Source organism: Rhizobium sp. Root483D2, from assembly GCF_001426685.1.
Classification (GTDB): domain Bacteria; phylum Pseudomonadota; class Alphaproteobacteria; order Rhizobiales; family Rhizobiaceae; genus Pararhizobium; species Pararhizobium qamdonense.
In genome coordinates this window covers 104,601-119,422 of sequence record NZ_LMFB01000039.1, presented here as the reverse complement: position 1 = coordinate 119,422, position 14,822 = coordinate 104,601, and the positions used below count along the sequence as shown (strand labels likewise).

General features: G+C 58.1%; 11 protein-coding genes and 1 pseudogene. 6 read left to right on the top strand and 6 right to left on the bottom strand.

Annotated features, from left to right (window positions below; genetic code table 11):
- Positions 1 to 16: 16 nt before the first annotated feature.
- The gene (locus ASD32_RS24390) at positions 17 to 790 is read right to left on the bottom strand and encodes an SDR family oxidoreductase (protein WP_060640624.1); all 774 of its coding nucleotides are present in this window, start codon (positions 788 to 790) and stop codon (positions 17 to 19) included.
- 90 nt (positions 791 to 880) lie between these two features.
- On the opposite strand from ASD32_RS24390, the gene ASD32_RS24385 reads away from it, so the two are divergent.
- The 3 genes from ASD32_RS24385 to ASD32_RS30380 all read left to right on the top strand — a co-directional run bounded on the left by ASD32_RS24385 (position 881) and on the right by ASD32_RS30380 (position 4,954).
- The gene (locus ASD32_RS24385) at positions 881 to 1,516 is read left to right on the top strand and encodes a TetR/AcrR family transcriptional regulator (RefSeq protein WP_060640623.1); all 636 of its coding nucleotides are present in this window, start codon (positions 881 to 883) and stop codon (positions 1,514 to 1,516) included.
- A 113-nt stretch (positions 1,517 to 1,629) separates the two neighbouring features.
- A complete protein-coding gene (locus ASD32_RS24380; protein ID WP_156383332.1) occupies positions 1,630 to 4,659 on the top strand; it encodes a PAS domain-containing protein in 3,030 nt (1,009 codons plus the stop codon).
- A gap of 118 nt (positions 4,660 to 4,777) precedes the next feature.
- Entirely contained in the window at positions 4,778 to 4,954 is a 177-nt protein-coding gene (locus ASD32_RS30380) for a hypothetical protein (RefSeq protein WP_200953642.1), read from the top strand.
- A 76-nt stretch (positions 4,955 to 5,030) separates the two neighbouring features.
- Here ASD32_RS30380 and ASD32_RS24375 read toward each other — a convergent pair.
- Positions 5,031 to 5,216 (bottom strand): annotated as a pseudogene (locus tag ASD32_RS24375) (hydrolase); the annotation flags it as partial.
- Positions 5,217 to 5,494: 278 nt separating this feature from the next.
- Here ASD32_RS24375 and ASD32_RS24370 point away from each other — a divergent pair.
- Together ASD32_RS24370 and ASD32_RS29815 are read left to right on the top strand one after the other, a co-directional pair.
- On the top strand, positions 5,495 to 7,177 hold the full coding sequence (locus ASD32_RS24370) for a serine hydrolase (RefSeq protein WP_060640620.1): 1,683 nt from the start codon (positions 5,495 to 5,497) through the stop codon (positions 7,175 to 7,177).
- A 590-nt stretch (positions 7,178 to 7,767) separates the two neighbouring features.
- Positions 7,768 to 7,959: a hypothetical protein gene (locus ASD32_RS29815; protein ID WP_156383331.1), complete on the top strand. Its 192-nt coding sequence runs from the start codon at positions 7,768 to 7,770 to the stop codon at positions 7,957 to 7,959.
- Positions 7,960 to 8,358: 399 nt separating this feature from the next.
- On the opposite strand, the gene ASD32_RS24360 is transcribed toward ASD32_RS29815, so the two are convergent.
- A complete protein-coding gene (locus tag ASD32_RS24360; RefSeq protein ID WP_060640618.1) occupies positions 8,359 to 10,113 on the bottom strand; it encodes a flagellin in 1,755 nt (584 codons plus the stop codon).
- Positions 10,114 to 10,489: 376 nt separating this feature from the next.
- On the opposite strand from ASD32_RS24360, the gene ASD32_RS24355 reads away from it, so the two are divergent.
- Positions 10,490 to 10,768 carry a hypothetical protein gene (locus tag ASD32_RS24355; protein WP_060640617.1) on the top strand — a complete coding sequence of 93 codons (279 nt, stop codon included), beginning with the start codon at positions 10,490 to 10,492 and terminating at the stop codon, positions 10,766 to 10,768.
- 231 nt (positions 10,769 to 10,999) lie between these two features.
- On the opposite strand, the gene ASD32_RS24350 is transcribed toward ASD32_RS24355, so the two are convergent.
- The 3 genes from ASD32_RS24350 to ASD32_RS31035 form a co-directional block, all read right to left on the bottom strand.
- Complete coding sequence (locus tag ASD32_RS24350; RefSeq protein WP_060640616.1) at positions 11,000 to 12,691, bottom strand: FAD/NAD(P)-binding protein; 1,692 nt, start codon at positions 12,689 to 12,691, stop codon at positions 11,000 to 11,002.
- Between the two features lie 761 nt (positions 12,692 to 13,452).
- Positions 13,453 to 13,755, bottom strand: coding sequence for a hypothetical protein (locus ASD32_RS24345; RefSeq protein ID WP_060640615.1), 303 nt, complete (start codon positions 13,753 to 13,755; stop codon positions 13,453 to 13,455).
- Between the two features lie 17 nt (positions 13,756 to 13,772).
- Positions 13,773 to 14,804 carry a hypothetical protein gene (locus tag ASD32_RS31035; protein WP_348270751.1) on the bottom strand — a complete coding sequence of 344 codons (1,032 nt, stop codon included), beginning with the start codon at positions 14,802 to 14,804 and terminating at the stop codon, positions 13,773 to 13,775.
- Positions 14,805 to 14,822 lie beyond the last annotated feature (18 nt).

Genomic DNA, 14,822 nt, shown 5'->3' with positions numbered 1-14,822 from the left:
CAGAGGTTGGGATCGTTCAGATTCGGGCTCCACCCGTCGCGTCGATAATCTGCCCGGTTGTCCAGCGCGCGTCATTCGACGCCAGGAAGGCGATGACATCGGCAATGTCGTCGGCTCGGCCAACACGCGAGAAGACTGAAAGCGCCTCGGCGCCGGCGCGTGCATCCGGCGATGCCAGCCATTCGGCGTTCATATCCGTTTCGGTGACGCCTGGCATGACGGCATTGATCGTAATCCCGCGGACCGCAAACTCGGGCGCCAGTGCCAGTGTTAAGGTCTCAAGCGCTCCCTTGGAGGCCGCGTAGGCTGGATGGGTTGGTGCTGCGATCCGGGTGAACCCTGTTGAGACGTTGATGATGCGGCCCTTGTCGCGAATGTGGTCCGCTACCGCCTGGATCAGGAAGAACGGCGCCTTGTAGTTGATGGTCATCACCTCGTCGAAGACAGCCTCGCTTGTCTGTTTCAACGGGACTGCAGGAGCAATGCCGGCATTGTTGACGAGAATATCGAGAACAGCCGATCCCGTCTGCGCACGCGCCGCGTCGCTGAACTGTGCCCAGAGGCTATCGGCAGCTTCCTTGCCCTGTCGCAGATCGGCCCTCACTGCGACAGCCTTGACGCCCAGTCCCTCGATATCGCGCACGGTGGCTTTGGCGGCATCCGGATTAGCGGTGTAGTGCACACCGATCAGCCCGGCACCTTCCTTTGCAAAGGCGAGCGCGACCGCCCGTCCAATACCCCGTGAGCTTCCGGTGATAAGCGCTGTCTTGCCTTCCAATTTCTTAGACATATTTCTTGCTCCGTTGCCAATTAAAATAGTGATCGCTATATTAAGAGTTGAAACCTGCCTGTCAACAATTAAATAGGGATCACTATTTTAATGGAAGAGTCGGTTCGCAAACGAGGAAGGCCGCGCGTACTCGATCGAGACACCGGTCTCGACATCGCGGCGCGCCTGTTCTGGGAGCGTGGCTACGAAGGCACGTCGACCGCCGACCTGACCAAAGCCATGGGGATCAATCCGCCGACGCTCTATTCCAACTTCGGCTCGAAGGAGGAATTGTATCGCCAAGCACTGGATTTCAGCATCGCCCGCGAGAGTGGCTGCCAGGGTGAAATCCTGGCATCCGCCCTACCCGCCTATGAAGCGCTCAGCCGCTACCTCTACAATATTGCCGATGGCGACACGCAACCAGGCAAGCCCGCAGGCTGCATGGTCTCGACCGCGGTCCTGCAGCATGCGGAAGAAAATGCGTCGGTCGCTCGAATGACTGCAGCTCTTCGCGAGGCATCGATGCAGGTTCTGAAAGCCCGCTTCGATCGCGCCGTCATTGAGGACGAATTGCCGGTCGGGACCGACACGGACACGCTCGCGCGCTTCTACGGTGCGATCATCCAGGGCATGTCGGCCCAGGCCTGCGATGGTGCCTGCAACGCACTCCTGAAACGGTTGATCGACCTTGCCCTGACGGCTTGGCCCGGGAATCGCACGACTGCCACCGGAAGTTCGGATTGAAGATGCGTCGGCTACTCATCGTCACCGCGAGGGTTTCCCGATTGTTTCGTTACTTTCTGACGACCGCGGATTCCACTATATAGCTTTGATACAGGACGGTATTTGGAGTGAACGTGACGATCAACGAACGAATGAACGCCTTGGACGAAGCGCGCTCTGATGCAGCTTCGCTATTTTCGGGTCCCGGCGAAGTGCGTTCGCTCGCAAGAGAATTGGACTGGTCGAAGACGCCCATGGGGCCGACCTCGGGATGGTCGCCTGCTGTCCGGCTGATCGCGCGGTCGATGTTCGACTCTCCCTTTCCGATCTGCCTCTGGTCCGGTCCCGACTTCGCTCTCGTCTACAATGATCCATATCGACGAATCCTGGCCGCCAAACATCCTGCGGCGCTGGGGCAACCTGGCTCCGTCGTTTGGGCAGAAATCTGGGACCAGCTCAAGCCCCAATTCGACGACGTCCGCTCCGGCGGCGACACCGTTTACTTCGAGGACGCGCCGTTCGTCATGGCGCGGCTTGAAGGCGGTGGCACGGAGACCGCCTGGTTCAATTATTCCCTTTCTCCGTTACGGGACGAGGACGGGAGTATCGCCGCCGTCCTCAATATTACGCCCGAGAACACGTCCCGTGTCCTCGTCGAGCGACGCCTGATCGAAGAGCAGGCCGCTTTGGCAGCCAGCGAAGAACGTCTACGTCTTGCGGTCGCCAACGCCGATGTCGGCCTCTGGGACGTTGACCTGGTCGAGGACACGCTGATCTGGCCCGAGAGGACCAAGGCGATGTTCGGGATTTCCGCCGATGTTCCGGTGACCTTGGACGACTTCTACAACGGTCTGCATCCTGCCGATCGGGAAGCCACCACGACGGCTTTCCTCGCCGCCGCCGACCCTGAACTGCGAGCCCTATACGACGTTGAATATCGAACGGTAGGTAAGGAAGACGGGGTTGAGAGATGGATCACCGCCAAAGGCCGCGGAGTGTTCGACGCCTCGGGGCGGTGTCTGAGGGTAACCGGGACAGCGCTCGAGATCACCGCCCGCAAGTCAGCTGAAATCCGCCGCGCCGCACTTGCCGATCTGACGCAGGCCATCCACGATCTGGAGGAACCGGGCGACATCGCTTACGCCGCCGCCAAGGTTCTCGGGGAAACCCTCGGCAGTAGCCGGGTCGGCTATTCGGCTATCGATCCCGATGACGATACGCTTCATACCGATCGCGACTGGACCGCGCCCGGGGTGGATTCGCTTACGGGCATCGTGCCGCTTCGTGATTACGGCTCCTTCGTTGACAATCTCAAGCGCGGTGAATTCACCGTCATCAACGATACCCGCTCGGACGCCAGAACAGCTGGATCCGCTGCCGATGGCTTGGCGGCGAAGAATACGCGAGCCTTCGTCAACGTGCCCGTTCTCGAGCAGGGACGGCTCGTCGCGGTGTTCTTCGTCAACCACGGTAACAAACGCAACTGGAGCGACGGTGATTTCGCACTGATCAAGGAATTCGCTGAGCGCACCCGGAGCGCCGTCGAACGCGCACGCGGCGTGCATGCATTACGGGAAAGCGAAGCGCGTCTGCGTGAACTCAACGCGACACTGGAAGCACAGGTCGAGGCCCGCTCCGCAGAGCGTGATCGATTGTGGAACCTGTCCCAAGACTTGCTGGCACGCGCCGACTACAGCGGAATGATGTCGGCGGTCAGTCCCGCCTGGACGCAGGTACTCGGTTGGAGCGAACGTGAGTTGCTGACAAGGGGCTACGCGACGTTCATGCACCCTGACGACGGGCCGCCGACTCTCAAGGCTATCGGCCGTATGGCGGAGACGCGTCTGCCGACCCGGTTCGAAAACCGCATCGCCACCAGCGACGGTGGCTGGAAGCATGTTGAGTGGACCGTCGCGCCGGAGCCAGACGGCATCAACTTTGTTGCCATCGGTCGCGACCTTAGCCATGTGAAGGCCCGCGAGGCGGAACTGGAGCAAGCGCAGGACGCGCTTCGCCAGAGCCAGAAGATGGAAGCGGTCGGACAGCTCACGGGCGGCCTCGCCCATGACTTCAACAACCTGCTGGCGGGCATCTCCGGCTCTCTCGAACTGATGGAACGGCGCATCGAGCAAGGCCGTTTCGACGAAGTCGAACGCTACATGAGCGGCGCGCAGGGAGCGGTCAAGCGCGCGGCCGCGCTGACACATCGACTGCTGGCATTTTCCAGGCGGCAGACGCTGGAGCCCAAGCCGACGGATGTGGATAGGCTCGTGGCTGGCATGGAGGATATGGTCCGCCGTACCGTCGGCCCGCAGGTAGCGGTCGAACTGCATGGCACCGAAGCCCTGTGGCCGACGCTCGTCGATCCCAACCAGCTCGAGAACGTGCTCCTAAACCTCTGCATCAACGCACGTGACGCCATGCCTGACGGCGGCCTCATCACTGTCGAGACGGCCAATCGGACGATAAACAGGGCCGCGGGCAGCCTTAGGGAAATGCCTGCGGGAGACTATGTCTCGCTGGCGGTCTCAGACAACGGGGTCGGCATGACACCGGAGGTCGTGAAGCGCGCTTTTGAGCCGTTTTACACCACAAAGCCGATCGGTCTCGGCACTGGTTTGGGTCTTTCCATGATACACGGTTTCGTGAACCAGTCGGGTGGACACGTCAGAATCCACTCGTCGGTCGGCCAAGGCACGACGGTGACGGTGTTCCTCCCGCGCCATGCGACCGCCGAAGCCGCCCCAGCCGCCGTCGAGGCAGAAGCTGGAGACCTTCACGCAGACAGCGGAGAGACCGTATTGGTCATCGACGACGAGGCCCTGATCCGTATGCTCGTCACCGACGCCTTGGAGGAAGTGGGATACCGCACGATGGAAGCGGGCGACGGTCCCGAAGGATTGAAGATACTGCGCTCGGACGCCAGGATCGACCTGCTGATTACGGACGTCGGATTGCCGAACGGGATGAACGGCCGACAGGTGGCCGACGCCGCGCGGGAGTTGCGCCCAGGCCTCAAGGTCATGTTCGTGACCGGCTATGCCGAGAACGCCGTCCTCAGCCATGGTCATCTTGATCCCGGAATGCAGGTCGTCACCAAGCCCTTCGACATTGGCGCTCTGACGAAACGGGTCCAGGAGTTCATTCGGGACTACACGATGTAATCACACGCCTTGAACGGAATCGAACCACAGGCCCGATGTGGGGAATTTGACTCGTACTAAGACCTGATAATCGGCTGTGTGATACACCACCTGCACTCCTGAAGAGGAGCGCTGATTCATGGGTTGGAAAACGCCGAAGATCGAATACGTGAACGGCTACAAGATTATTGAAGTCGATGGCCCTGCCTTCAAGGTCTACGAGGGCGACCGACAGCTTGGGGATGATTTCCCTTACTCCGGCGAAGCTGCTGCCCACGCGAACTCCCTTCCAAAGCGGGATCCTCCACGCGACTGATAGATCATGGATCACACGATACGACGGTCCAGCCGGTCACAGCAGCGGGAGTGCGGCAAAACTGCATGCAGTGCCCGACCGTGATCAGGATCGTTGGGACGCCGAAAGCTTCGGCCGCCTTCGCCAAGCCCACAGTGTTGTTGATCATCATTTGCGGCTCGTGGCTGTTCAGGTTCGCAAGCTGGTAACGCTGGTGGTCAATCAGAGCGGGTACCGAGTCTTCGAGGCGAAGGAGCGACGGAAGGCCGTGACGAAAGGTCATGAAAAAATACTCTACACTCATTTTGTCAGTGTGGTTTGTGACGGCAGTGCGCCAGATCGAAACACGATGGGGAAACGCAAGGTTTTCTGGACACCATGTTTGCGCTCTACCGATATGACATGCGGAATGATCGCGACTTTTCAATTCTACACCCCATACTGCTTAGACAATTTGTCTCCGACCACACCGGAGACTGCGACGGTTCTCCCACTGGATATGGCATTTGGTGAAAATCGTGCCCTCTTCTCAGGGGGTCTGTCCAACGCGGGGGACATTCCATGCCGATGAAGGAAGCCTACACAGGCGGCTGGTGGCTGTATTCGGGCCTAACGGCCGATCAACTCGGTGCAAAACTATCCGAGCATGACGCACATATCAGCGACATCGAGGCCTTTATGGATGGCAACATCCTCCGGTTTTCGGCCATTCTTCTCAAGAATCGAAATACCAGCCACTGGTGGTACTTTGGCCTAACCGGAGATCAGGTCGGCGCCAAGCTTGGCGAGCACGGGGCTGTTCCGACCAGCCTGTGCGCTTATGGACAAGGAAGCAATGTACGCTTCGCGGTGGTCATGCAGAAGCGTCCGGAGCAGGGTTACTGGTGGTATTTCGGCCTTACCGCTGACGAGCTTGGAGCTAAATTCGGCGAACACGACGCCATGCCGGTCGAAATCACCCCTTACGACACCGGCGCCGGTCTCCGTTTTGCAGCGATCATGGTGCCGCGTGGAACGTCTGGTTCATGGTGGTATTTTGGGCAAAAGGCTGCCGATATCGGCGAGCGTCTGAATGAAACCGACGGACAGCTCGATCTTATCCGTTCATACCCAACGCACGACGGCAACCGCTATGTGATCGCGATCAAGAAGCCGGCATCACCGCCTGCTTGGTGGTGGTACTTCGGACAGTCCATTGACGACATCTTTACTAACGCACGCATCAACGGGACCTATGTCAGCGATCTGACAACCTATTTGGAAGGATCGAACAGGCGCTATGCTTGTGTTATGCATCCCCGGACATTTGCGACAACCAATCCTGCGCAGCACGCAAAGATTCGCGACATGCTGGGAGCGAGCCATACAGGCGGCTGGCACGGTTTCTATCTGCGGCGTATCGGTGGACACGTCATTCAGGCGTTCAACGAAACCACCGTCTTCGATCCTGCAAGCGCGATGAAATCGCTCGTCTACGCCCACGCGATGCGGGCGGTTCAGGACAAGCAGACGATCGGCAATGCCGTGGTCACCCTCAACACAACCATCCCCGTGCCACCTGGCATCGGTTCATTGCCGACGCAGGGAACCGATTGCCCGTTCGACGAAGTCAACACTGCGGCGGCCGACCAGATACCCTGCGCCTTGTCGACAGCGATGGAATCGATGATGCAACGATCGCGCAATGCGACTACCGAGGCAATCCGGCGCTACTTCGGAATCGCAGCGGTCGCGGCGACGGCGGCCGAATTCGGTATGGGCAACACGCGGCACAATGGACCAACCGGCTGCGCGAGGAATGAATCGACGCTTGTCGACTTTGGCAAGCTATATGAGAGATGCAGCAACGGCTATCTCGATGCCACGCATTGGCAAGCCTTCCAGACCCACGCACTTGGTCAACCGCTCAACGAAGTCGTCGATATCTGCCGCACACTTGCTACCGCTGCAGGACTACCTTCATCCTTTGGCAACGCCTATCGGGCCCAAATGCTGAGCGTTCACAAGGGCGGCCGCGGAGCGGATTCGATCGAGAAGAAATGCGTCGTCGGTTACATCGCCATCCCCTTCTGCGAGAACGGCCACGTCACCAGACGAGACTATGTCTACGGCGTCTTCGTCGACTATGCCGACAGCGGAAAAATCGACGACGGTTTCAATCAAAACCTGATCGCCGCTGAGATGTTGCGCGATGAGATCGAGGCCTCTGTCGCTTCCTTCGTCAGCGGCACGTGTACAATTTGATCCCAATCAGAAGAAGGGGCTGCTACCCTGTTTCGGCACGGCTATCTGCTCATGGTGTGATCACGGGCACGCTGCCGGGCCGCCTAGCCGATCGATGGCTCGGAACGAGAGTACCCCTCACCAGTTCATAAAGACGATCCGCCAGTGCCTCGTTGGCCCCATCAGATTATCGATGGCTGATCACTGCCTGTCGTTCAGCGCCTTGGCGCGACGATGGCAGCGGTAGAAATACGTGGGCGATATCGTCCGCGATCCGGCGCGGTCGCCGCGTCGAAGCGTCCACGCAGCACCATGAACTGTGCACCTCCGCCGCGAGATCGTCACCGCGTTTAAACATCGTCGTAAAGGATGCCCTTGATCCGCGTGTTCCAGTGGCGGTGACCTTGTCTCCAAGGAACAATGGCATCCGATACTTGATTTCGTGCTGGAGTGCGACCCAGAGAAGCCCGCCTCGTACGGCGGAAGGAGATACCTGTTGCCAGTATTGTACCACGGCGTCCTGTACCCATTTAAGGTACACCGTATTGTTGACATGGCCCATATCATCGATATCGGCTGCAGATAGGTGTCGATCGCAATAGGGTAAGAGCATGGCAAAACACGATCTTTCACATCATTTTCAGCGAAAAATCTCGACTTTTGCGCTGTGCGCATTGCACCGATCGTATCGAAACGGTCGCTGGAGAAAATCAGGCCGCACCTCATCGGCCGGGGTCGCCCCGCCTGAATTCACCATGGTCGATGCTTTGGTGCACGACCATGGCACCTATATGCACAACTAGGGTATCATTGACGAGTGGTCGTTGACCTGGACGGAGTTTGTCGGGATCCCGAGGTGGTCGAATAATCTGCGGTCAGGTCGTTGCACTATCACATTGTGACTTTGGTTTTCGCAGTTAGATCTGTTCGATTTTGACCGCAGCGTACTCCCCGGCATTCTTTTCCAAACGAAACGATCTGTGATCGGTCTGGTAGCCGATGAAAATAACGACCTCAAAGACCCGTGAAAACGAGTGATGTCCAACTTGGGCCCGAATCGCCTCTCCGCGTTCGTTTCACCACCGATCTGTGATTGTGGACCGATAAATTGCTGGGGCGTTCAGCGGAAAATCTTATCGCGAGAAAATGCCACTTTATCTCCAGCAACAGGCGGGAAAAAATGAATCATAAATTTGCCTTGGTTACCGGAATAGAGCCATCACGTTCTCGGAGTTAGAATTCGCGATCTGCAAAGCCTGAATGCCCAACTGCTGTTGCGTCTCAAGCGCCTTTAGTCGGGTCGATTCCTCGTTCATGTCGGCATCGACCAGCCGGCCGATGCCCTTGTCTATTGTGTCCATAAGCTCTGCGGAAAACTTAGACTGCATATCGATACGGGACTGCAAGGCACCCAGGACCGAGGCGCCAGAAACGACGGCTTCCGTCATAACGTCTACGGCGGAGATCAGGTCATCGATGTCCGTAATGGGATCAGTAACGTCGATGGACAGGAAGTCGAACCCACTTATGGTGACATAGGTGGAGGTCGTTTCTACGGTCAGGATATCGGTGACGGTCATGTTCGATACGCTGAAGATCGCATGCCGACCGATATGTGGACCGGACGGATCAGGCGATATCCAAAGATTACCACTGCTCTGAGAGAAGGTCAGGTCGCTTACCACCGAACCAAGAACCGTCGTGAAATCGGTTAAGTTGCCCACGATACCGTCACTGGTGCCGAGGGCGGCATCCACGTCGGCCTTTGTCACAGTGTAGCTCTGGCTTGTGCCCGCCGTTGGGAAATTCACGTCAAAGGAGAACTGCGAGGTGGCGGTCATCTGGAACTGGAAGCCGGCCGTGAATGGTACGTAGGCGGAAGGCGTGATGTTGTTGTGGCTGCTGATTTGGGACATGCCGAAGTTATAACCGCCAGCAAGCGTCGAGGTTACATTGCTGATCGAGATGCTCGATCCCAGACCCGGCGAAAGTGCCTCGACTGAGAAAATATCTACGAGGCTACTACCGCTGGACGTTGGCAAGTAATGATAGTCACGGGAACTGTCCGCAGGCGCTCCCGCAGCCGCCAGGGCAGACTTGAGGGCGATCGACATTTCGGAGGAGTTTGTGATCGATCCGTCGCTTTTGCCCAGCGCCGCGTTCACCAGTGCCTGGTCTATCGTCACACTATAGCTGCTGCCGGCGGTATAGGCGCCGTTGGCATCAACCGAAATGTCGAAGGCAATCTGGTCCGTAGCACTGAGGCTGCGGGCGCCAGAGAAAATGAACCACGAGTGCCCGTAGTGGGGCAGATCGGAGGCCGCACCATTCTGAAGGCCGCCAATATTGGATACCAGGCCACCCGGAGTGCTGACCGTCTTGGTGATCTTCGCTGACTGCAGAAGGCCACCGCCCGTCTTGTTAAACAGTGATATTTCGTCGAGGCCGAGGTCAGCAGTCTCCACTGCCACGGAGCCGCCGCGCGATCGAACAAAGGAGGAAACGAACGATACCTTGTTTAGGGTGGGGTCAACGAGTTCGGCGATGTCGGTGTTCAGCCAATTTTGCCCGCCGAAACTGGCCGACGTGGAGATGCTAACCACCTGTTCTTTGAGTTGCTCCAACTCCTTCTGAATTTTGGCCTTGTCAACGCCCGGCTCCTTCGCTGCGACGAGCTTAGCCTTAAATTCAGACATGACGTCGATCACCGCATCCATACCAGAATAGGCCACATCGATTTTCGCTGCCCCAAGCCCAAGCGCGTCGGCCACTGCGGAGAGCGCCTTATTATCCGACTTCATTGTTGTTGCGATCGACCAATAGGCAGCGTTGTCGTCTGCGCTTTCAATTCGTAAGCCCGAAGACACTTGACCCTGAGTAGCTGCCATGCTGGCATTGATTGATCGCAGTGTTTGGAGCGCAGAAATTGCGCCGACATTCGTGAGAATGCTCGTCATTTTAGCTCATCTTAAAATTGATTGAAGATCCCATCATGGGCGGTGTAGTTGCACGGAATATGTTGCCGCAATGGTTAATCTTTTACTAACAAGCGAAAATTACTCAACGATTGCATTATTTTAGCCGATTCTTTATTTAACTCTTGCTGATATTATGGGTTGGTTGGTCGCAGCGTTTGGTGTGGTCAGAGAGCCGGTGGGCGAAACCTGCTCCCTTTTTGTCATGAGCCAAACGAGCTACCTGGCAGCTCTACTCTGAATAATGTTGGGTGACGTATTGTCGGCAAAGCCCTAGCCGAGACTTTTATATTCGAATAATCTAATACTGCCGAAACCAAACTATGGGATGTAAAACCCACCAGCCCGGAGTGACAACATGGCAGAGATACACATCGACGACATTCAACGACTTGCCAGGCTATCGGAGGAAGTCCGTGGGCGCTTGGCGGAAATTTCAATGATTTTGTCCAGAGCTACTGGAGAAGCCAGTGTCGAAAAGGGACAAATCCTCAAGTTCACCCCCAAGGGTGTGAGGAACAAGACGACCAGTAACCGAAGCGGCGACTGGATGGAGATCATCGACGTGGATGGCGTCGAGGCATGCTATGGCGTGATAGACGGCAAACCATTTGCTGAAAGCCCTTGCGGCGGCTGAGTAACAGCTCCTGCGCATGCCTCGCACTTCGCTGCGAGTGCGAGGCAACCCGAACGAACTACGCGCGACTCCCTTCAAGGGCGGCGGCTGCGTTGGGGTCTGCACGATTTTGAGCTGGCAGGGAAGCCTGCAGCTGGTCGACCCTCATCAACATATGCATGTTCCTTTGGTTGGAGGCGTGAGCACAACCAGTCGTCGAAGCTATTGTTCCGCGTCCACCGAGCAGAAGGATCAGGCGACCACCTTCCGCACAACGTCGAGACCGAACTCGGTGCTCGCGGCATCCTCCAAGATGGCCTTCGCCACAAGGCTCCCGAGTTCCTCGGCGCTCGTAATTCCCTGGACAAACGGCAGTTTGTGAAGAAGGAACGGTATCGACACACAGTAGAGATTGTGACTGAGCGGCTTTTCGAACTTTGGCCGGAACTGGCTGTCGAGATCGATGCCGCCCGTCGCGACAGTGGCCGTGTCGTCGTTGGCGGCGAGTGCGGTGGATGCTTTCACCGTCCGCGCTTCGCGCACGACACCCTGCTCTATCAGACTTGGAAATGGGACATCCCATGCGGAAACGGCGTGCTGACCCGTCGCGTCGATGAATGCCGTGAAAGCGTGCCGCTTATCTCCGATCTCAATCACGGCTCCCCGTTCGACGGTGTCGTGGTCGACCTTGTAGTCCGGTCCAAGTTTGAGAACCGACAGCCGCCCAGCCCGATGGAGCGCCAGAAGCCTTTCGATCGACTGGTGCGGCACGGTCGCATAGTCGTCGACGAATAGCGTCTTGAAATGCTTGTGAAAGCGTTTCAGATCGACGTCGTTGAAATGCGGGACGGCCCTTAGCACGGTCTCGTGCATGCACAGTATCGCGTATCGCCAGGCAACAGTGTTGCGCGTTGCCTTATTGGCCTTGGCTTCTCCAAGGTTAAGTGCGGCCCAGGTAAACGGGTCGTAAGTCTCCCGTTCCGCGAAGTATGCGTCGGCCACGGTCTCGACTGTCAGCATGCCGAGCCCGATGCGCTCGGCATAGGCCGGGTCGCTGGCGAACAGCTGGGCACGGAAGAGTTCGAACATCTCGTCGAGTAGCCTGTAGGGAACCGTTTCCACCAGGCGGTCCACGGCCGCCTCCGTAAATATCGCGAGCGGTTCGTAGGGGATGGGGCAGTAGAAGTCAGCTTCAGGGAGAAGGCCTTTCCTCGACATCATCGTCAGGTGGAAGCCGGGGCCGGAACCAGAGTGAAACTGCATCGTTCCCGAGTTATCGAGCAGGAACGACCCGTGGGACGTGGCAACCGACACGACAGCGTCTATACCGCTCAAAGACGTTCCAAGTACGCCGACCGAGACATCTCCGATCGTGTCGAGATTTTTGGCTGGCCACGGAGAAACAAAGAATCCCGGTTTCGTCTCGCTTTTCTCCGGCCAGTCATGACCCGTCGCCACCACGACATGGTCGAACGCGTTGCGCTCGGTTGTGCCGTCAGCGCTCTCGACCTCGACATCAATGTCGCGTTCTCTGAGCTGAATATCCACGACCCTGTGACTTGCCTTGACGTGAACGACATGCCCGCGCGACACCGCCTTCGCCAAAAGGCCGTTGAATTGCGCCTCAAAATACTCCCCAAGAACGACCCGCGGATAAAACTCCCGTTCGCCGATGGTCTCGACTGGAACGCCTAGCATCGCGAGTTCGGCCGGGCTCTTGACCCGGAGCCAGTTCGCCAGGCTCTCGCACACGGGTGGTAACTCGATACTTGCGATGTTTGCGAGCATTGCCCGATCGTTGGCGCGTGGGTGATATGGAGTTCCCTTCCCCGGATCGGCATTGGATTCGTAGACGGTTACAGACAGCGGTGTATCGCTTTCCATCAGCCCCTTTAAAGTATAAATTCCGGTCGGCCCGGAGCCGATGATAGCGATGTTGGTCATTTTTGAACCTATTTGTTCGACGCAGTTACAAATCGTCGGCTCTGGCAAATCGCTTACGGTCTCGAATTGCCGTCGGTAAGGATTGCTGGTTTGCTCTCCTCGATCTCTACCTCTTCTTCCATGGCAGAGAGTCGCGGGTTCGCCGCGTCCATCACTACTGTGAGGAATTCGATCCGTTGCCATCCGACAGATGTGCTTCCTCCACGAGTAATTGGACCACGTAGTCCACGGCCTGAATGGATTCGAACAATCGCCCCGTTCCAGAGATCTGCTAAAATATTTGTATTTCGTATTATTACTACCGCCGACCTTCAATGCTCGTTTTTCATCCGAACACACAGGCCTAATCTGGTTTCAATAACCACAGCTTGGCAGTGTTTAATGTTTTGAAGCATGCCAAATCTTCACGCGTGATCGAAGGCCCTCCGGGCGCGCTCACCACTAGGCTCTCGTGTATTTTATCTGAATTACGTTTGCTCCAATGCGGCGGCTTCCCCGAGGTCGATCAGCGCCCGCAGTTCACGACCTTGTCCGACCCGCTGGCCCAAGCCGGGCGAGGTGTCAACCGTCATGGTTGATCAGGATTGGGAGCTCCGGTTTTGTGTCCTGAGGGTCAAGAGCGTGACGAGCCTCTCGTCATCCTCGGGGGTACCGTCGACTTGCGCATTCCGTAGCGTCGGAAGCGCAGCTATTTCCCGATCTTTTTGAGCCGCGCCTACATTAAGCGATCGCGCACCATCCGAATTTGCCAAAGCTAGCGATCAAAGGCAGGTCGAGGCGGCAAGTACCGGCATCATGGTCCACACCGCCGCGATAACGGCGGTCGCAGCAAGTGCTGTGGCCGCCGTCTGCACAAAACGGGCAGGGGATGGAGCGTAGAGGACTGCAATCAGCGCTATAAGCTGAAGGACAATCGCAATAGCCCAGGCGGCAAGCAGAACGGGGCGCGCCTCGAGGTCCGCGGGCCAATGGCGCGAACAAGACAGCCCCTGCAGCGCGTAGACTGCGCTAAAGCCGGTAAGCCAAACTGTAATCGGCAGCGAAAGGCGCAGGATTTCGATCATGCAAATGCTCCTGGTAACTACGCCGCCGCCAGCGCTACGAGCCCGGTGGCGACGGTAAAATCCGCCCAGAGCCTCACGATCCGTGCCTCGCCAATGCGAGCGGGCGAGGCATACCCCGCAGCCCCCCTCGCAGCCAGATAGAACAGCATGATTGAGGACAGGAATGTGTGCAGCCCCACATGGCCCGCTAGTAACCACAGCGTGGCATCATAGGCATGGCTGGCAGGGTCGGGCCGATCCAGTATCACGCTCGCCGCACCGATGGCCAGTGCCAAGGCACCGACAATTCCAAGGGTGATCGTGGGCCACACAGCGCCGCCCCTCGCAATCGCACGCACCGCAAGGCGCGGTCCCGCGGTCAGCGCCAACGCACCCGTCAGCGCAAGGATGACGGCCCATAGCTGTGGCTGAAGATAGGAGTGTGGAGGCCAGTTCGGAGCAACGGTCCACAGGAACGCGTAGCCAAACAGCAGTGATCCGAAATGCACGCCGTCCGCAAGCAACAGGAACACCGATCCCCACCACCCCGGCGGGTCGGGACTTTCGGATGCCAGCGGCAGCTTCGCTCCATGTCCCGCGTCAACGGGCCCTTCGTCCGCACGCGCGCCCAGGCCCCATGCCCAGACAAGCGCAAGCGCAACCACGCCCACAAGCGCAAGACCCGCGACGATATAGGCGTCGAACAGGGGGGCCAGAAAGGATGTGCTGGTGACCACGGCCAGAAGGAAAGGCAGCACCGAATTGCCTGGCAGCACCACCACTTGCGATGGCTCACCGCGCGCAGTTGAAACGATCAGCGTCTCGCGCCGGTTCCGGGATGAATCGCCCAGATAGCCCTCGCCCCGCGCAATGTGCAGTGCAAGGTCCGGTTCGTCGTGCAGCGGGTAGCGGCCTTCCACGATGGGGATTGACGCAAAGCCGTACGCAGGCGACGGGATTGCCGCCGCCCATTCCAGCGTTCCCGCCCCCCACGGGTTGCGCCGCCCCCGCACGGCGACAAACGCATTCACCGCCACATCAAGGATGATCAGCGCAAAACCGATGGCCATCACGAAGGATGCGATGGA

Coding starts and splice junctions, on each gene's coding strand:
- ASD32_RS24390 (WP_060640624.1), bottom strand. CDS start 790: ATGTCTAAGAAATTGGAAGGCAAGACAGCGCTTATCACCGGAAGCTCA.
- ASD32_RS24350 (WP_060640616.1), bottom strand. CDS start 12,691: ATGACCAACATCGCTATCATCGGCTCCGGGCCGACCGGAATTTATACT.
- ASD32_RS29815 (WP_156383331.1), top strand. CDS start 7,768: ATGGCAAAACACGATCTTTCACATCATTTTCAGCGAAAAATCTCGACT.
- ASD32_RS24385 (WP_060640623.1), top strand. CDS start 881: ATGGAAGAGTCGGTTCGCAAACGAGGAAGGCCGCGCGTACTCGATCGA.
- ASD32_RS24360 (WP_060640618.1), bottom strand. CDS start 10,113: ATGACGAGCATTCTCACGAATGTCGGCGCAATTTCTGCGCTCCAAACA.
- ASD32_RS24370 (WP_060640620.1), top strand. CDS start 5,495: ATGCCGATGAAGGAAGCCTACACAGGCGGCTGGTGGCTGTATTCGGGC.
- ASD32_RS24355 (WP_060640617.1), top strand. CDS start 10,490: ATGGCAGAGATACACATCGACGACATTCAACGACTTGCCAGGCTATCG.
- ASD32_RS30380 (WP_200953642.1), top strand. CDS start 4,778: ATGGGTTGGAAAACGCCGAAGATCGAATACGTGAACGGCTACAAGATT.
- ASD32_RS31035 (WP_348270751.1), bottom strand. CDS start 14,804: ATGGCCATCGGTTTTGCGCTGATCATCCTTGATGTGGCGGTGAATGCG.
- ASD32_RS24345 (WP_060640615.1), bottom strand. CDS start 13,755: ATGATCGAAATCCTGCGCCTTTCGCTGCCGATTACAGTTTGGCTTACC.